Raw genomic sequence first — 17,617 nt, forward strand, 5'->3', positions numbered from 1 at the left:
GTTTACCTCCTGCCCGCGAGTGTTAAAACTCGACTTTGGCTGACAGTGACACCATCCGCGGCGCGCCCAGCAGCAGGCCGTCACCGCTGCGGTAATAGGACCAGTACGATTTATTAAATATATTGGAGACATACAGATTGTACGTGGTCTTATGGCCCTTGCCTGCGGTCACATACCGGATGCCGGCGTCAAAGGTGGTTGCCCCCGGCATGTAGGCCTGGGTCGCATTGGTGTCCACCGGCCGCCGGCCAAAGTAGTTCACGCCGGCGGAAACCGTCACTCCGCTTACCTTGGGCATTTTATATTCCAGGTAGGCTTTGGCCATCTGCTCCGGCACATTGACGGGAACCTTGCCGTTCTGGACAGGATTGCTTTTGTTTTCGATAATTTTAGCCTTCATCAGCGTGAAGCCGCCAATCAGCGTCAGCCGTTCGTTCACTTTGCCGGTGGCGGTAACTTCCAGCCCCTGATGGATCTCCTTGCCTTCCTGTTTATAGATGCTGTCCGCCGGGTCCAGATACCCGTTGGCCTTATTCATTCTAAACAGGGCCGCAGTCACATCCATATTGCCCATGGTGGCCTTGACGCCGGCCTCCCATTGATCACTGACATACGGCGGCAGCAGTGCCCCATTGTTGACGGCGCCGGCGTTATTTACGTAACCGCCGCTCTCCAGCCCCTGCATATAGGAAACATAGGTGGCGACATTGGGATGGGGCTTATAAACAAGAGCTACGCTGGGGGTGGTTTTATAATTGGTGTAGCCGGCGCCGCTCACCGGGTTGCCGGTATTAATGTCCCAGGTCTTGTAGGTCAGCCGGGCCCGGTTGACTCCCAGCAGCGCCGACCAGGCGGGATTGATGGTAATGCGGTCGCCCACCATAAAGCTTTCATACTCGGTGGCCGACGGATTTTGAAACACATCGGCGCCAGCCGCCGGCCGCGAATAGGCTGAGGGACCGTAAATATTGGAAGGCCCTAATGTATAGAACTGATCCGCGCCCCGCTTATAGCGAAAGCTGGTCCCCCAGTAGCCAAAGGTAATGTCATGGCGGATCTTCGCCGTAGTAAAGGCGGTATCAAACAGCAGATACGCCGAATGCGTGTCTTCGTACTGGGTGGGAGTATAGACGTATCTTTCCTGGTAGCTGCCGGCAGCGGTAAGGCCCGAAGGCTGAATGTAGTCGTAGCGCCGCCACATATCGCCGTACCGGTAGGCGGCCCGCAATTTGAAGTTGTCGTTCAGCTTAGATTCCAGCCCGATTCCCATTAACGTCTTTTCGGAATCATTGTGCGTCCAGGATTGCCCGTATTGCCTGGCGGCATCAAAGCTGTCGGCCGAGGGAACCTGGCCGTTGACCAGCGGAATGTAGGCTGCAAGCCCCCGCATGGTTACATCCTGGTGAAAATAGTCGGCTTTAAGCAAGGTAGCCGGCGAAAGCTGATAATTAACCGCTACGGCAATCAGGCTGCGGTCCTGGGAGCTATTCTCAATATAAGTGCCGCCATTTTCCCGGTAAGCATTAAGCCGGTAGGTAATACGGCTGTTACCAGCCACCGATCCGCCGAGATCGGCATGAATATACTGAATCCCGCCTCCGTACAAACCGGTGGCCAGGCTGGTTAACGGCTGCGAAACCGGTTGCTTGCTTATATAATTGACCGAACCGCCCACAGCCGAAAATCCATACAAGAATCCCGAAAGGCCGTTAAGCACTTCAATTCTTTCCACATTTTCCAGCGGCACATAGGTAAAACTACGGTCGACCAGACCGTCGCGCAAATCGCTTTGATCAGCGGCCGTAAACCCGCGGACCATGACCCGTGACAGGGAACTATACGTATTGGACTCCATCAGCGTCGCTACCGTGGGATTGGTCTTTAGCGCCTCGGATTCGGTGTGGGCGCCGCGATTTTCAATCAATTCCCCGGAAGTGACATGCAGAGAAAAGGGGGTATCCTTGAGCACCATCTTCCCCAACGGACCGGCCTGCCCGGTCCGATACCGGTAACCGCTGGCGGCGCTGCCCTCCTGGGGCGGGTTTTGTTCCTTCTCGTCCTGAACCTCCACTTCGGTCAGCGGAACATCGCCGTCCGGCGGGGTGCGAACTTCAGCCTGGCTGTCCTGCACCGCCGGTTGTGTTTCCGCCGCCGCGGCTGGAGCGGCAATGCCCCAGGCCACCAATAGCGCCAATGCGGTCGAATAGATAACCGGTTTCATACTTTTCGGGTTGGTGTGCATCTTTATTCCCCCATTCATCGGTGTTTGCGACAGTAAAAAAAATTAGCTGCCAGGAATACAGTTATCCTGTAGCTAATACCTCATTGTATTACACGTATGTAATTGCCCCGCAGCGGTCGTTAGTTGTTCAGGGAATTAAGCCGGCTGCCGTCCGGCGACAGGCCGCTCAGTATTTTGGCGGCTTCGTCGTCGGTGAGCGGATAGTGGTAAAACCTGGCATAGTAATCTTTAAGATCAGCCGTCAGGTTGAGCTCGGGAAACAGTTCCGGATAAAGTTTCTGGGCCATAAATTCCATTAGCAGTACTCCTTCCGTACTGCCGTCCCAAAAGAAGACGCCTTCCGGCACCGCATATACTTTCCCGGTTCTGACCGCCTTGATATTCTGCCATCTGGCGTCTTTAAGCACTAAATCGACAGAATATTGCCGGCCCACAAAAATGACATCCGGGTCCCATTGAATGATTTCTTCCATGGCTACGGCGCCTTTGCCGTCAAGGCCGGTATGTCTGACAAACATATCGGCGCCGGCCAGCTCGCCAAAGCAAAAGGTATTGGTATTTTTCCCCTGGGTGCTTAACGCGCCGGGCCCCCGCAGGTAGTAAGCCTTTAACCGCCGGTTTGCGGGTATTTTCTCCGTCCGCGCTGTTACATACTTTACTTTCTCGTCAAAATAGGCGCACCATTGTTCCGCTTTTTGGGCGGCTGCTTCGCCCATAACCTGCCCGAACAGCTGTACGGCCTGCTTCATGGCTTCGGCGTAGTCCCGACTGCCGGTCAGCCTTACGGATACCGGCTGGGACACCAGCACCGGTATACCCAAAGCCGTCAGGTCCTCAAGCTGCTTTTTGTCAAAACGGGCAAACACGATATCCACTTGTTTCTGCAAAAGCTCTTCCTTGTTTACGATGCCGCTTATTTTAGCTATGTTTTGCACAGCGGGATTGGTCTTAAGCATCCACGGGGCGTTGGTTAATACCATGGCCGCAAGTTTATCGCTTTCCCCCAGCAAAAAAAGTTTTTCATAACCCAGCACTTCCAGGGCGGCTACCCGGTTTATCCTGGCCGGTATTGCCACCTGCCGGCCCGCCAGATCGGTCACAATCCGCCGGGGCCCATTGCCGGCGGTTGCTTCTGTCTGCTGCCGGGCGCAGCCGCTTGCATAGGTGACCAAGGCTGCCGCTGCCAGGAGAAGAAAGAACACAGCTGTTTTTCTGATTGTGATCGGCCTCCTTATTTGCTGTCCGCCTCAGCTGCCGGCATGATTCACGGCTATGGCGATTTTCGCCAGGCCGCTTTGCTGGATGGCGTCCATTAGTTCGACCACCCGCCCGTGTTCCACGCTGCGGTCGGCATTAATGATGACCGCCAACTGCGCCCCGGCTTTGCTTTGCTGCGCCAGGCGAGCCGCCACCGCGGCCGTTGAAGGCATGGCCTCCTTATCCCAAAACAGCTTGCCGTCCTTGGTTACGGTCAGCGTTACCACCTGCCGCGTCTGATCAGGCATGCCCGCGGCCTGGGGCAGGTTGACCGGCATACTGTACTGGCTGGTCATCGACAAGGTGGCCATCATAAAAAACACAAGCAAAAAGAACATGGTATCGATCATGGGAATAATTTCAATTCTGGCTTTTTTAGCCGGATTGCGCGGTATTCGCATTACTGTCATCCTCCTCGGTCTCTTTTCCCGGCTTCTTTTTCAGCAAGTCACTAAGTTGGGGGATGCAATATGGCCTGCACTTCGGTTTCGTTAAGTTCATAATCATAGAAGATCTTATAAAACTCCCGCACTGCCTGATTCATATCGATATCCCGGAACCGGTCGGGCTGCAGTATTTTTGCCGCCCACAAAAGCTGGAGAGCGCTTTCGCCGCTCCTGGTACACCAGGCATTTACGCCCTTGGGACTGACATATACCTCGCCGTTGAGCACCGCCGGCAATTGTTGGCACCGGCTATCCTGGAAAACCAGCGCCCGCTGGTCCGCGTCCCGCGTAATAATAACATCCGGCTGCCAGTTAACCAGGCTTTCCATGGAGATGTCCGCCCTGACGCTTTCCACGCCGCCGGCCGCCGCTACATTTACGCCTCCGGCCATAGCAATCCAGGAAGTTACAACTGAATTTTTTCCCTCGGTATTCAGCAGGTGATCGGCAATATAGTAGACTCCCGGCTTGCGGTTCGGGTCAGCCGCCGCTTGTCTGGCTGTCAGCTGCCCGACAATGCCGTCGAAATAACGGCAAAAACGTGCGGCCTTATCCGCCTCCCTGGGCCCCAGTACTTGCCCCAGAAGGGTCACTGCCTGTTTAAATTCGGCCGGGGTGCTGAAGTACACGATAAATACCGGTATCCTCACCGACTCAAGCTGTTTTTTCAGCAAATCATTATTGGACCATAAGATAACTACTTCCGGCTTAACTTTAAGCAGTTCCTCCAGGTGCAAAGTGCCGGCAAAGACAGCGGGTATATTGCGGATGCCGGGAAAAACTTTGGCAAACCAGGGATTATCCTGTACAACCGGTGAAGTTGCCACCAATTTGGGCGCAGCCCCCAGCAGCAGCAGCAGCGAGGACAAGGATACGCCATTGGTGGTTATGCGGGTAACCTCGGCCGGCAAAACCACCCGGTTGCCGGCCATGTCCGCAACGACCCGGGTGCCGGATGCCGCCGGCCCGGCGCGCTCCGCTGCCGGTTGATAAAGAAGCCGGAGAAAACCCAGGACCGCCAGCGCAGCAATCAACAGCCAGATCAGCTTTCGGTTAGCCATTACAATTGGAGTTCAGCCGAAAAAGCTACGGTGCGCGGGTTGCCCAGATAGAGAAGATCGCTGCGGGTAGTCCAGTAATTTTTATCGGTAATATTGTCAACCATTAACCGGAAAGTAATATCCTGGCCGTTAATTTTGGTATTATAACGGACACCGACATCGCCCACAACTACCGCGGGAATGGAAACGGTATTGGCCGCGTCGACCCACTGTTTGCCGGTGTAGGAAATACCGCCGATCAGTGTTAATCCTGGAACTGAAGGTAAATCGTACTCGGCAAACAAACGCGCCATGGATTTAGCGACTCCCTGCGGGGTTTTGTTCAATAAATCGGCTGTGCTTGTTTTGTCCACTTTGGCGTTAAGCTGGGTGAAACCGCCGACGAGGGTCAGGTTCTTGTTAACCTTGCCGCTGATGATAACTTCACCGCCGTTATATAAATTACGTCCGTCCTGAGTGGAAATTTGCGTAGCCGAGTCGGTATACTGACCGGCTTGGTTAATGCGGAACAGTGCGGCACTGACATCCACTCCGCCCAGCTTGGCTTTGGCGCCCAGTTCCAACTGTTTGCTCACATACGGGGCAAAAACCTCGCCCAGATTGCCTGCCGTTGTGGAAACCAGCCCTTTTTGCAGCGCTTCCAGGTAAGAGGCATAGACAGTCACATTGGCTTTCGGTTTATATAGGACGGATACACTGGGCGTAAACTTGGATTCATTGTAAGGCGTTCCGCTGCTTACGCCTGTGGCTGAATTCCAGCTCCGGTCATCGATAGAAGCATAATTGCCGCCCACGATCATTGACCAGGTTTTGCTGAAAGTAAGCTGGTCAGCCAGCAATAGCGACTGATACTTGACCTTTTGCGAGGGAGTAGTGCTGTAAGTAAAAACCGGATTGGGCGGATAACCCGAGTCGGCCAGCAGATACTGCGTGCTGCTGGTATAACTGCCGGCGCTGCCAGCCGGATATTGGGTTTCAATTAAATCCTGCATCCAGCCCAATGTCAGCTTGTGGCTCCATTTACCGGTTTTAAACTCTTTATCAAGAAAAATACTGCCCTGATTGGCTATCGTATGGTAGGCGCCCTGATAATCCACCCTGGGCGTATAAACCAGCGGACTGCCGTTTACCAGCCGCCGCCGGTAGGTGCTGTACTCTCTCTCCACATCGCTGTAACGGTATGCCGCCCGCAATGTTAGGGTATCATCCAGCTTGGCCGTAAAAGAAGTGCCGATTCTGTCAGTTCTGTCGCGGGCGAAGGAATAAGGGGAACCCCAGTTAATGGAAGCGTCGGGAGCACTTGGTATACTGGTTGCGCCATTGCGCATATAAAATGCCTGCGCGTATTCCAGGTCCCGTTCAAAGTGAGAAACATCAAACGACCATACGGTATTGGGATTCGGATGCCAGTCAAACGCGCCGCTCACTAAAGAACGTTTGTTTTTCTGTTTATCAATGCCCGTGTCGCCGCCGGTTACGCCAAGCACATTCAGCCGGTAGGCGAATTTGCCGTCTTTCCCGGCAGGGCCGCCGAAATCACCCCGGATATAGCCCTGGGAGCCGCCGTAGTTTCCCAGGGTCACCGCTTCCAGCGGAGTGTTTGTTGGGCGTTTCAGCACATAATTGATCATGCCGCCGGGTGAAGTCACCCCATAAAGGAAACTGCTGGTGCCGCTCATGACTTCGATGCGGTCTTTGTCCTCAATCGGCTCGACAACGGCCGTGCCCCGCAAGCCGTCAACAGCAACATTGCTGGTCCAGATGGAACTGGTAATGCCCCGGATAACATAATAATCAGTTACGCGGCTGCCGCCGGTCCCACTCTGCACGGCAGGACTATATTTCAGGGCATCGGCTGCCGATTCCGCCAGCATATTTTTCATGAGTTCACCAGGGATCACACTGATAGTATAGGGCGTGTCCAGCAGCGTCCGTTTTCCCAGGGGGCCGATATTCACGTCAGTGGCGCGGTAGCCGTTGGCCGCACTGCCGTCGGGAGCCGGACGCGCCTTGGTGTCTTTTACTTCCACATCCAGCAACGGAACGTCATCTGCCGGCAAGACGCCGGTTGCCGCCGGCTGGCTGACAGCCTCCTCCGGCTGCGGGGCCGCCGTCTCTTCCGCCCCGGTCAAACCAGGCATTCCCAGCGTCAGAGTAATTGCCAGCGCCGCGCCCCAGACCACCGGTTTCAAATTGCGCTTTTGCCGTTTCATAATATCCTCTCCCTATGAAGCAGTGCCGGCGGCCTGTTCCTGCAGTGCCAGTTCCAGCCGGGTCGCATATTGTTCAATGGTTTCTGTTTCCCGCTCCACGCGGGTCAGAAAGTAGTTATAGGGTATCAGGGTTATCACTGCTACCGTTATGCCGGCGGCGGTGGCAATCAGCGCCTCGCCCACCCCGCCGGTCACGGCGTGGGGCTGGCCTATACCGGATGCAGCCATAATCTGAAAAGAGCCAATCATGCCGATAATCGTTCCTAACAGCCCCAGCAATGGCGACAAGGTTATAATGGTATCTAAAGCCGCCAGTCCCCGCCGCATGCCGGCTACTTCGGCGATACCCGCCGTCTCCATGGCTTTGCCCGGACAAAACCGGCAGTCAAGTCCCTTGTGCAATACCCGGATGATCGGCAGATCGGCATCGCCAATTTTCTGCTGCGCTTGCTCCATATGGCCCTGCCGGACCAGCGCCAGCAGGTCGTCGGCGTGGTGCACCCTGCCGATCCGCCGGAAAAACAGCCAGCGTTCCACAATAATGGTAATGGAAATAATTGAGCATAATGCCAGTGGTAACATAATCCAGCCGCCGCTTGCGAGCGTCTGCACCATAGATTCATTTCCCCTTTCCTTAACGTGAACATGGAATCATTCCGGATCCGTAAGGCGGAATGTAACTTTTACGTCATAGAAGCTGGCAACGGGATTCCCGCCTTGAGTTGCCGGCGAAAAACGCCACTTTGCCACTGCTCTGACGGCAGTGTCGTCAAATATGTCATAACCGCTGCTCTGACGGACGGTCACTGTTTTGGCCGAACCATCAACATCAATCAGCACACGTACTATTACCGCCCCTTCCCATCCCTCCTTCCTGGCGGCGCTGGGATAACCCGGCGAAACTTTATGCAGGACACTGGCTGAGCCAGACTGAACCGCGCCGGCTCCCTGACTCTTGCTATTTTGATCTGCCGCCTCAGCCCCAGGGCTGGCTGCCGGCTCTGCCGCCTCATTCCCGCTTGTATGCGGCAATGGCGGCAAAAATGCTTCCCCTGCCGGCGACTTAAGGACCGGCGGCACAGTACGGTCCGCCTGCACCTGCCGCGCTGGCCGGCGCTGTTCCACCGGCGCCGCCGCCGGCTCAGACTCGTCAGGCGCTGCTTCCGGCGCAGGCTCATCAGCCCCCGCGGCCGGTGCAGCCGTCAATGCGCCTGTTTCCAGCACACTGGCCGGCACTATTTCTATTGCCGCTCGGGGGGGCTGCACCACAGCCGGCGTCGTTTGTCCAATACACAAGATATATATCAATAAGACGCCATGAACCGCCAGTGATATTCCTGCACTCTTGCAATACGAACCGTCGATCATATTGACCACCAGCCCACCTCCTTTACAATGAATTTCTTAACCTAATTAACCTGGAATGCTAAGTAACTACAGGCAGGATTTCCGCAGTTAATACTTCATTGCATTGGGATTTTATGTTAATTTGCTGCGTAATTATATGTTTGCAGCAAATGGAATGCATACCTGCACCTCGCTGCCGTTTTTCAGTTCCGACTCGATAATCTGCACACTTACGCCATAGGTTTGCCGTAAATAATCCTCGGTAATTACCTGTCCGGGTAAGCCGATGCTGAAAATTCCGTCTCTGCCAAGGGCCATGACTTTCGAGGCATAAAACAGCGCATGATTGGGATAATGGGTTGTCATTATGACGCCGATGCCTGATTCGTTGACAAGTTTCTTTATATATTCCAAAACCCGGATTTGATTGCCGAAGTCCAGGTTAGAAGTCGGTTCATCCATGATCAAAATCTCCGGCTGTTGGGCAAGAGCTCTGGCAATCAGCACCAGTTGGCGCTCCCCGCCGCTGATCTCGGTATATATGCTGTTTCTTAAATAGGAAATTGCCAATGTGTCCAAGGCCTGTTCAGCTATTTCCAAATCAATGCAAGTGGGCGAGCCAAACATACTAAGATGCGCCGCTCTTCCCATAGCCACTACATCCACTACTTTGAAAGGAAAGGGCGGCGTATGCGCCTGGGGAACATAGCCAACCCTGGCGGCGAAGCGCCGGCGCGACCAATTTTCAATATTCTCGCCGTCCAGGCTGATTCTGCCTGACTGCAGCTTTAAAAGCCGCAAAATAGTCTTGAACAATGTCGTTTTTCCCGCGCCGTTCGGGCCAAGCAAACAAAGAAATTCGCCGGACTTAATCTCGAAGGAAACGCCGCTGATTACCGGCTTTGACCCGTAGCCGCAGGTAATGTCATCGATTTCCAGTATCAAGGTTCCCATCCCCTTTACAGTGCAGTTTATGCCCAGCCTTTCCGCGTATTTATCAACAAATACAGAAAAAAAGGAGCGCCAATAATAGAAGTCAATATTCCCAAAGGCACCTCCACCGGAAACAGCGTGCGCGCCAGATTGTCGACCGCCAGCAGAAAAATGCTGCCCATCATAATCGTTGCCGGGATCAGGAATTTATAGTTGGGACCCATCAGCAGCCTGGATAAATGGGGTACAATCAGTCCGACCAGACTAATGACGCCGCTGATGGAAACGGCGGCCGCCGTAATCAGCGTTGCACAGGCAATGACAATAAGCCGCAGCCGGCCGGTATTGACCCCTAACGCCTTGGCTTCCTCTTCACCAAAGGCCATTATGTTCAGGTTCCAGCGCAGCAGATAAAGCACGGCTAATCCGGACAGGATCGGAAAAGCGGCCATTCTCACATCCTCCAGCGTAACCGCAGCCAAGCTGCCCATCAGCCAATACGTAATGGCCGGCAAGGTGTTATTGGGATCGGCGACATATTTGACCAGGGAAACAAATGAGGTAAACAAAGTTCCAACAATCACGCCCGTTAAAATCATCACCAATATGCTTTCCCCCCGGCGGCTAAACCATATAGCGACTATATACGTGACCAGAACCGCCAGTAAACCGAAGGCAAACGCCGTAAGCTGAATGGCAACAGGGTTAAAAGAAAGAAGTATGCCCAACGCAGCGCCAAAGCTGGCGCCGGCCGTGACTCCTAAAATCCCGGGTGAAACCATGGGATTTTTGAACATCCCCTGATAGGAAGCGCCGGCTGTCGCCAGAGCAGCGCCGACAAGCATAGCGGCCATAATCCTGGGAAGACGGATTTGAGTCAAAATAACCTCTATTTCCGGTGACCAAGATTGCTTAATCGGAATTATTTTGGAAATTAATACGGTAAATATTACATCAGGCGCAAGAGGGTGCCGGCCTAAGGCAAAAGACAAAAAGAACATGATTAGTAAGGCAGCCAGCAGCAGCAAAATTTTTTTATTCGCAGCTTTCTTATCGTCTACAGGCATATCAGCAGCTCCTATTCATACCGTCTTCAATAACAACAAAAAGCCTCTCCATTCATCGAATAGACAGGCTTCTTTGCCTCACTAATAGCCGGCGCAACTGTAAGCAGGCAATAAATTTGTCCGCCAACTAACGTGTTCTGTTAAGCGTGTAACCTTGGTTAATAATATGAATCCGCTGGTTGGGCAAATTAGCTAAATCCACCAGCAAGTCGCCGTTGTCCTGCAATACGTTGTCCAGCCATACCGGCTGCTCTTGGCAGGAAATTTCCAATACGCGAAAATTTCGTTTGCGCAAAACCGTATCCAATACGCGCTGCATGGACACCGCATTGGCTGCTTCCGCCGGACTGAGCGTCAGGCTGTAACGGCCGTCGCCTTTGGGCTCAGGCAGGGAAAAAATTGGCGCCAGGGAGCGTCGTACGCGGTCGCTTCGTTCCAAGAGCACCTCATGCCATAATTCGTCAAGGAATTCTTCCGGCTTCCCAGGTATTTCCCAAATCAAGCAATTGATTTTTTCCAATTCAAAATAGGGGATACCGCTAACGGACAATCCGACAAATACCGAACACTCGCCGAGAAAACCGGCAATTTGGGCTATTCGCCGGCGAGTTTCCGCCATGTTTGAACCATCGCCCAAGCAGCAAGGCATTTTGCGGTTAATCCTCCAGGTGCCATGCTGACGGCCAAATACAACAATCTGCCCAAACTCGAAGATTGAACAGGTATTATTGTCTGACCCGACCATTACGGCAATTTCTTTATTCATCGCAAGCCTCCTTTGTTAAGCATAATACTTACAGCGCTAGCGAAGCCGTGAGGTATTCCCTGCCCCGGCCGCAGGCAATTGTCAGCGGCCGGAATGCACCGGACAAACTAACGGGCAAATTGGCTGCAGTCAGCCGGTGGCGAAACCGGGGCCGGCCGGCCATGCATGCATGCCGCTGACACTAATTCGGCCAAAGTCGGCAGTTTTTCCGGCTCAATGCCGGTAGCGCAATCGGCAAACGTGGAAAAGGTATGGACGGCATGCTGCAAAGATACGTTGCCGGCCCGCTCGCCGATACCGTTGACAGTCACGCTGACGAACGGCGTTCCGGCTTGGACAGCCGCAAGACTGTTAGCCAGCGCCAGGCCAAAGTCATTGTGCAGGTGAATTTCCAGCGGCAGCGGACAATGTTCAACCAAACGGCGCATTTTGGCATAAGTCCCCAAAGGTTCCATCAGGCCAACTGTGTCGGCGTAACGAATGCGCTCCGCACCTGCTTGGGCAGCCGTAGCCGCGAACCGCAAAAAAAACTCACAATCGGCGCGGGAAGCGTCTTCCGCGCCCACCAGAACCCGGCAGCCGAAACTGCGGGCGTACCGCACCGACTCACCGATCTTTTGCAACACCCAAGCACGTGATTTGCGCAGCTTACAGTTAATGTGCAAATCCGACACCGGCGCCGAAATATGGATGAAACGGCAGCCGCATTGGACCGCGGCTAAAATATCGTCTTTGACCGCCCGGCACCAGCCAATTACCTGGCTGTTTAATCCCAATTGGTTTATCGCGGTCAGCGCTTCCCGCTCTTCCGGGCCATTGGCGGGAATCCCCGCTTCAATGGCAAAAACTCCCGCCGCGTTGAGAGCTTTGGCAATGTCAATTTTTTCCTCAGGCAAAAATACCAGTCCGGCGGCCTGTTCGCCGTCCCGCAAGGTAGTATCGACGATACCGACGTTCATAGCGCTGCCTCCTGCACCAACAGCCGAAATTGAGCATCGGAAACAGGTGCTTTTTGCTTAACCGACAGTTTCTGGACTTTAGTCAGAACGTGTCTGGCGTCCTCCGGTCGAAGGGAAATATTCAACTGGTTTAGTTTATAGCGGATCGAGGCAAGGCCCGAATGCCGCCCAATGACAATATTGCGGGACAAGCCCACCATTTCCGGGGAAAACGGCTCATAAAGCCGGCTGTTTTTGGTGACGCCGTCGACATGAATACCGGATTCGTGGGCAAAAATTTGCGAGCCGATTACCGGTTTTGTCACCTCAATACTGTGACCGGTCAAATCCATAACCCGTTGGCAACGGTTGGCAATGCCCTGCGGCACATCCACCGTCAGGCCCAGCAAATGCTTCATGCCCATGATTATTTCTTCAAACGGGGGATAGCCGCCCACCCCGCCAATGGCCGCCGACACGCAACAGCAGCCGCCGCTGAGGGCGCTGAGAGCGTTTCCCGTTGCCAGGCCGTTGGCATTATTGCCGTGAAACTCCAGCAAACAAGGCAGTTCCGCTTTGAGACGGACAATGGCGTTATTTAAGGCCAGCGGCGCCATCCGGGCAAAGGGATCAGTCACTATGACGCTGTAAATCCCATATTTTTCCGCAGCAGCGCGTAAAGCGGCCAAACCGTCCACTGCCTCTGCCAGAAACGGATCAACCGCGAGGGAGGTCCGCAGGCCAAAAGACCTGGCCGCTGCCAAGGCGGCGGTTATTGCCGGGGAAATACCCGTAGCGGCGTCGGCGCCCTTTAGTTGCAGCAGGGTGAAGCCTGAGCGGTGCGCTTTCTCAACTTGATCTTCCTCAGGCGAAACAGCCGGACGCATGTCTTCCAGCCGGTGAAACAAAGCAGCCGGCTTGTCGTTCAACGAATCCAAAGTTATATCAAATATGACCGGCGCCATGTCCGTTATTTCTTGCTTAATGCAGCGAAGCTCAGCCGGGTTCATTTTCCGGCGGGCTAAGATGTAGCCCAAAGTCTGGTCAGCCATCACAACTTTAGGATCCACTGTTTTCACCTCTTTCATCACGATTTCTCATGGCGTCGATATCCGGCTGGGCACGGCGTTCATACCGCCGCGGCGTCTTTGGGGCCGGCCTGGTGCAAATCCAAATACCGGCAGGCTTGTTGCAGACCTTCCTCTACGCTGCCGCATGCTTCGACAACTTTGATCCCGTTTCGGGCAAGATGTTTTTGGGCATCGTAGCCAATCCGCATGGTGAGTACGGCGTCACAGTCAGCAATAGCCTGCACCGTTTTGTTTTGGCTTTCGCACGCAACTTCGTTGTCGTCGCTTGCTTGGCAATATTTCACTGTTTTACGCGTTTCCAAAAGTAAATTGTTAATGCCGTCGCTTTCATAAATATGGAATTCCTCGGCATGACCGTAATGTAAATCCACCAGTTTACGATACTTTGAGGTAACAGCAATTCGGTAGACTTTAGCGGAATGGGCGGCGTCCGGCGCGGCTTGTTCGCCGCCGGCGCGAAAGTTGTGGGCCTGGTCATTGCCAAGCAATCCGACTGCATCGGCCCGGCACTGCCGGCAGTGCCGCATTTGGGCTATGTCCTCCTGGCAAATATCGCGCAGGATAGTTAAATCTTTCATGCTGGTCTGGGGTAAATTTTCAAACACGCTGCCCGGCGCCGGGATTAAGGGCATAATGTTAGTCATCACCGCTCCCAACTGCTTGACTTTTTTCACAACTTCCACAATATGATTGTTGTTTATGCCATTGATCATTACAATATTGACTTTTACCAGCACTCCCCGGCCGGCCAAATATTCAATGCCGGCCATTTGATTATGGATTAATATTTCAGCCGCCTGTTCCCGTATATAATGACGGCCCTGATACCAGACATGGCGGTAGATGGACGCACCGATGGACGGGTTTAGGCAATTGACGGTAACGGTGACGTGGTTGAGCCCCAAGGCAACAATTTCCGGCGCGTACTGCGGCAGCATCAGGCCGTTGGTGGACAAGCAAAATAGTATTTCCGGCGAGCGCCGTTTAATAAGTTCGACGCTTTCCCGCGTTTGCTCCCAGTTAGCCAGCGCGTCCCCCGGCCCGGCGATGCCCACGACGCTTAAGTTCGGCAATTTGCTTTTTACCCGCAAAAATTTGTCGCAAGCCTGCGCCGGCGTCAAAATTTCACTGGTAACTCCCGGCCTGCTTTCGTTAACGCAGTCAAATCTACGGTTGCAATAATTGCAGCTGATATTGCACTCCGGCGCAACCGGAATATGCATTCTGGCAAATTTATGCTGGGCGTCGCAGGAGTAACAGGGATGTTTGGCAGTGGCTGCCGCCACTTCTTCGGGCGTTTTCAACGGCATCGACAGACCCTCCTTCCCATAAATAATTACAAGCTAGCGTTTTTGCACTTTGGAGCATTTTATCCGTTACGTTACTGCTGATTAAACGCCCGCTCATATTGCGCCCAGTTGATGGTTTTGGAACGAAACGCCGCCTCCCAGCAGTTGCCAACCCTTTCCAGCAGGTTAAGCATTCCTTCATAGCCAAAATACGCTCGGTCAAGATAAATGTCGGTATTGGCCGGCGCCAGCACATCAAACGCCGTCCTAATGCCCAGTTCCTCCGCCACATACTTTTCCCAGGCCGATCCCAGCACTGCGTCAACTTCAACCGTGGCCAGCGCTTGCTTAATCTGGTAACCGTCCGCCCCAAACACTACTTTGGGGCGGATGCCCAATGCGTTTAATTCCTGCCCCAACAGTTTGCGGACGTAAGGCGAGTCCGACTTAATCAACAGCAATTCCGGGATCATCTCCAATTCTTCATACAGCATTCTGACAAGACCAATGCCGATAGTGGCGTCCGCCACAACCGCAATTTTACAATTGCGGTAGCGGGGAATAATCATCAGCGCCCGGCGGCGCAGGGTGTCAATCACCAGTTCCTCGCCGGTTCGTATTAAGGCGGCAGCCGCATCTTCCGCGTTAAAGTATGCTCCCAGAGCCTGCAGCCAGCGGGCGGTGTTTTTCAAGCCAACGGGCAGCGGCATATCGGCAAGTATCAAGGGAATGCCATGGCGTTCCTGGATTTTGCGGGCAAATGTGTGGCCGACGTCATGACTTAACAGGATATTGGCCGCCGCGGTTCCGGCATTTTCCAGCTCACTCAGGGTAATATCATGGGCCACAACCGTTTGTACGGTTATTCCCATACAGTTCAGGACCGTCTTTACCCAGGCCAGGTCCGCCCGCCAGGTCGGGTTCAGATTGATTTGAGGCGCGATAATGTTGACAGTGTTTGCTGTCCGGGAAGGATTGGCGGCGATAAACGGCAGCAAAGCTTCCAACCCCAGGTTGGCGCCGGCGTAACTGTCGCCCCTGAAGCCGCCGGCCATGACCGGTATGAGTTTGGCGCTGATTTCTGGCTGCAGATTGCGGCACAGACCGTTTAAGTCCTCGCCGATTATATCCGCCGCACAAGTGCCGATGACAAACATGCTTTTGGTTTTAAAGGACTGATCGGCTTCTTTAATCAAGGCTTTCAGCTTGCCGGAAGCACCCATGATGATATCCGCTTCAAACAAGCGGCTGCAGCCGATTTTGCGGCGGGTAAAATCAATTTCGTGATGATCGTAAGCCATGGCGACCGTAGCCGCGCACCCTTGGGGCGAATGGATCACCATGCTTACATCCCGGATCCCGGCGATAATGCCGGCGACACCTTCGAGGGCGCAGCTCAAAACCGGATCTTTGCTGTGCTGGCAGTTTTCAAAAGTCAGTTCATCATACATCGGCCTTTCCTCCTCTGGGCATAAACCGTGCAGTCCGGTAAATTCTGGGCCAGCTTGCTGGTCAGGGATTGAGCGGAAGACAGCCCGCCGCTGTTTGGGGGAAAGACAATCTGTTTGGTCAGCCAACTGCGAGGCCGCGCCGCATAATCAAGAGCAGTCTTAATGCATTTTGCCACTTTCAATGCGCCGCGATAGCCAAACCGCGGCCGGTTGAGAATGGCGTTCAAATCCACAAGGGGCACCGGCGGAAAACTGAGGGATGAACCGAAATAAACGGTTGAGGCCGGATCAACGCCCCCCAAATATTCCAGCAGTTCCCTTTCAGTCTGCTGCATGGATTCATACTTGCCGAACTTGAGCGTTCCCTTAGTGATTAAAACTTCCGGGTCAAGTCCTGTTTCCAGCAAATAGTCGATGCTGGTCTGGCGGGCTTCGGTGCTCCAAGGGTGGAAATTGAAAATAACCGGTCGCATCTTAAAGTCGCTTTCCAACATATGGGCGATGGATAAGGCTTTGACTGCGTCGTGGCCTTCGACAATTGCCCGTTTACCTTCCAGGTGCCGCCTGGCTTCATCCAATTCAGCCTTGATAGCGGCATATTCCCGTTGGATCAAAAGTTCGGCCTCCCGCTCCATGCCCAAATGGACGGCTGCTCCCCGCAGCCATTTTTCCGTGGCGGCAATCCCATAGGGAAGAATGGTGGAATTAAGAGGCGTGCCGAAAGCATCCCTCATTTCCGTGCCGATGGCGTAGCCGATATCCAGGCAAAGAGTGCAGTTAACGGCCACACTGGCCGCCTGTTTGATTTCTTCCAGGGTGCAATTGCCGGCGATAATGCTATGAATCCGCGCGCCCATTCCTTCAATCAGGCGGACCAGCTCTTTTACATCGGTATCAACTTCTGTGCGTTCCGGGCCCAGTTTGCTGCCGACGATATTGACCGAACGGGCCAATTGCCGCTGGCGCTCCGGTGTCGGCCGGTCCATCAGCTTGACGATTTGGCGGAATACCAGGTCAAAGCCGCTGCGGTATTCACCGGCAAAGCCTTCGCAGTGGATGGGCATAATTTCCGCCTTAATTTCCGGGCGGGCCTTATCGACAATGGCGTCCACATTATCGCCGATAATGCCGGCGGCGCAGCTGGTGGCCACAAAAATTACCGCTGGCTGGTATTTGCCATCCACTTCCCGGATGGCGCTCCGCAATTCTTTTTCACCGCCATAGACAATTTTGGTTTCATCCATATTGGTGCTGACTACCGGCTCGTAAGGCGCGCCGCTGTTGCGGCAGTTGGTCAGTTTGTAGGCCTGTTTGACGCCGTAAGCGCAACCGCCTGGCCCGTGAGTTATGACAACAGCATTTTTGATCCCGCTTAATATTTTCATTGCCGTCCAGAACTTGCAGGGCCGGGTGTGGCTGCCTTGCAAGGCGGTTTTTATCTTGCCGGCCTTCACCTGGCTGTAAAGTTCTCCCAAAGGCCCGTGAAAAACAATACTGTCATCCATTTGACTCACTT

At 53.9% G+C, this 17,617-nt stretch carries 15 protein-coding genes; all 15 read right to left on the bottom strand.

Features of this window, described 5'->3' with window-relative positions:
- Positions 1-22 precede the first annotated feature (22 nt).
- Positions 23-2,242 (bottom strand): TonB-dependent receptor, encoded by a 2,220-nt coding sequence (locus MAMMFC1_RS02150; protein ID WP_158618608.1) that lies wholly within the window; start codon positions 2,240-2,242, stop codon positions 23-25.
- 119 nt (positions 2,243-2,361) lie between these two features.
- Complete coding sequence (locus MAMMFC1_RS02155; protein WP_158618609.1) at positions 2,362-3,444, bottom strand: ABC transporter substrate-binding protein; 1,083 nt, start codon at positions 3,442-3,444, stop codon at positions 2,362-2,364.
- 45 nt (positions 3,445-3,489) lie between these two features.
- Positions 3,490-3,900, bottom strand: coding sequence for an ExbD/TolR family protein (locus MAMMFC1_RS02160; protein WP_158618610.1), 411 nt, complete (start codon positions 3,898-3,900; stop codon positions 3,490-3,492).
- A gap of 50 nt (positions 3,901-3,950) precedes the next feature.
- On the bottom strand, positions 3,951-5,006 hold the full coding sequence (locus tag MAMMFC1_RS02165) for an ABC transporter substrate-binding protein (protein ID WP_126306074.1): 1,056 nt from the start codon (positions 5,004-5,006) through the stop codon (positions 3,951-3,953).
- Complete coding sequence (locus MAMMFC1_RS02170) at positions 5,006-7,219, bottom strand: TonB-dependent receptor (protein ID WP_126306076.1); 2,214 nt, start codon at positions 7,217-7,219, stop codon at positions 5,006-5,008. Before MAMMFC1_RS02170 ends, MAMMFC1_RS02165 begins: the two co-directional genes overlap by 1 nt.
- A gap of 12 nt (positions 7,220-7,231) precedes the next feature.
- Positions 7,232-7,834: a MotA/TolQ/ExbB proton channel family protein gene (locus tag MAMMFC1_RS02175; protein ID WP_126306078.1), complete on the bottom strand. Its 603-nt coding sequence runs from the start codon at positions 7,832-7,834 to the stop codon at positions 7,232-7,234.
- 36 nt (positions 7,835-7,870) lie between these two features.
- Positions 7,871-8,587: an energy transducer TonB gene (locus MAMMFC1_RS02180; protein WP_232035776.1), complete on the bottom strand. Its 717-nt coding sequence runs from the start codon at positions 8,585-8,587 to the stop codon at positions 7,871-7,873.
- 132 nt (positions 8,588-8,719) lie between these two features.
- Positions 8,720-9,520: an ABC transporter ATP-binding protein gene (locus MAMMFC1_RS02185; RefSeq protein ID WP_197723896.1), complete on the bottom strand. Its 801-nt coding sequence runs from the start codon at positions 9,518-9,520 to the stop codon at positions 8,720-8,722.
- Positions 9,521-9,537: 17 nt separating this feature from the next.
- Complete coding sequence (locus tag MAMMFC1_RS02190) at positions 9,538-10,566, bottom strand: FecCD family ABC transporter permease (protein WP_126306083.1); 1,029 nt, start codon at positions 10,564-10,566, stop codon at positions 9,538-9,540.
- Positions 10,567-10,693: 127 nt separating this feature from the next.
- A complete protein-coding gene (locus MAMMFC1_RS02195; protein WP_126306085.1) occupies positions 10,694-11,332 on the bottom strand; it encodes a Fe-only nitrogenase accessory AnfO family protein in 639 nt (212 codons plus the stop codon).
- 107 nt (positions 11,333-11,439) lie between these two features.
- Entirely contained in the window at positions 11,440-12,291 is an 852-nt protein-coding gene (locus MAMMFC1_RS02200) for a beta/alpha barrel domain-containing protein (protein WP_126306087.1), read from the bottom strand.
- A complete protein-coding gene (locus tag MAMMFC1_RS02205; RefSeq protein WP_126306088.1) occupies positions 12,288-13,358 on the bottom strand; it encodes a homocitrate synthase/isopropylmalate synthase family protein in 1,071 nt (356 codons plus the stop codon). The genes MAMMFC1_RS02200 and MAMMFC1_RS02205 overlap by 4 nt, the downstream gene beginning before the upstream one ends.
- Before the next feature lie 41 nt (positions 13,359-13,399).
- The gene (nifB, locus tag MAMMFC1_RS02210; protein ID WP_126306090.1) at positions 13,400-14,671 is read right to left on the bottom strand and encodes a nitrogenase cofactor biosynthesis protein NifB; all 1,272 of its coding nucleotides are present in this window, start codon (positions 14,669-14,671) and stop codon (positions 13,400-13,402) included.
- 71 nt (positions 14,672-14,742) lie between these two features.
- On the bottom strand, positions 14,743-16,101 hold the full coding sequence (locus MAMMFC1_RS02215; RefSeq protein WP_126306092.1) for a nitrogenase component 1: 1,359 nt from the start codon (positions 16,099-16,101) through the stop codon (positions 14,743-14,745).
- Positions 16,086-17,606 carry a nitrogenase component 1 gene (locus MAMMFC1_RS02220; RefSeq protein WP_126306094.1) on the bottom strand — a complete coding sequence of 507 codons (1,521 nt, stop codon included), beginning with the start codon at positions 17,604-17,606 and terminating at the stop codon, positions 16,086-16,088. Before MAMMFC1_RS02220 ends, MAMMFC1_RS02215 begins: the two co-directional genes overlap by 16 nt.
- Positions 17,607-17,617 lie beyond the last annotated feature (11 nt).

Source organism: Methylomusa anaerophila (assembly GCF_003966895.1).
Lineage (GTDB): Bacteria > Bacillota > Negativicutes > Sporomusales > Sporomusaceae > Methylomusa > Methylomusa anaerophila.

Bases quoted from the DNA above. Each gene is read 5' to 3' on its own strand.
- MAMMFC1_RS02205 (WP_126306088.1), bottom strand. From the start codon at position 13,358: ATGAAAGAGGTGAAAACAGTGGATCCTAAAGTTGTGATGGCTGACCAG.
- MAMMFC1_RS02200 (WP_126306087.1), bottom strand. From the start codon at position 12,291: ATGAACGTCGGTATCGTCGATACTACCTTGCGGGACGGCGAACAGGCC.
- MAMMFC1_RS02175 (WP_126306078.1), bottom strand. From the start codon at position 7,834: ATGGTGCAGACGCTCGCAAGCGGCGGCTGGATTATGTTACCACTGGCA.
- MAMMFC1_RS02220 (WP_126306094.1), bottom strand. From the start codon at position 17,606: ATGGATGACAGTATTGTTTTTCACGGGCCTTTGGGAGAACTTTACAGC.
- MAMMFC1_RS02150 (WP_158618608.1), bottom strand. From the start codon at position 2,242: ATGCACACCAACCCGAAAAGTATGAAACCGGTTATCTATTCGACCGCA.
- MAMMFC1_RS02170 (WP_126306076.1), bottom strand. From the start codon at position 7,219: ATGAAACGGCAAAAGCGCAATTTGAAACCGGTGGTCTGGGGCGCGGCG.
- MAMMFC1_RS02160 (WP_158618610.1), bottom strand. From the start codon at position 3,900: ATGCGAATACCGCGCAATCCGGCTAAAAAAGCCAGAATTGAAATTATT.
- nifB (WP_126306090.1), bottom strand. From the start codon at position 14,671: ATGCCGTTGAAAACGCCCGAAGAAGTGGCGGCAGCCACTGCCAAACAT.
- MAMMFC1_RS02215 (WP_126306092.1), bottom strand. From the start codon at position 16,101: ATGTATGATGAACTGACTTTTGAAAACTGCCAGCACAGCAAAGATCCG.
- MAMMFC1_RS02185 (WP_197723896.1), bottom strand. From the start codon at position 9,520: ATGGGAACCTTGATACTGGAAATCGATGACATTACCTGCGGCTACGGG.
- MAMMFC1_RS02190 (WP_126306083.1), bottom strand. From the start codon at position 10,566: ATGCCTGTAGACGATAAGAAAGCTGCGAATAAAAAAATTTTGCTGCTG.
- MAMMFC1_RS02195 (WP_126306085.1), bottom strand. From the start codon at position 11,332: ATGAATAAAGAAATTGCCGTAATGGTCGGGTCAGACAATAATACCTGT.
- MAMMFC1_RS02165 (WP_126306074.1), bottom strand. From the start codon at position 5,006: ATGGCTAACCGAAAGCTGATCTGGCTGTTGATTGCTGCGCTGGCGGTC.
- MAMMFC1_RS02180 (WP_232035776.1), bottom strand. From the start codon at position 8,587: ATGATCGACGGTTCGTATTGCAAGAGTGCAGGAATATCACTGGCGGTT.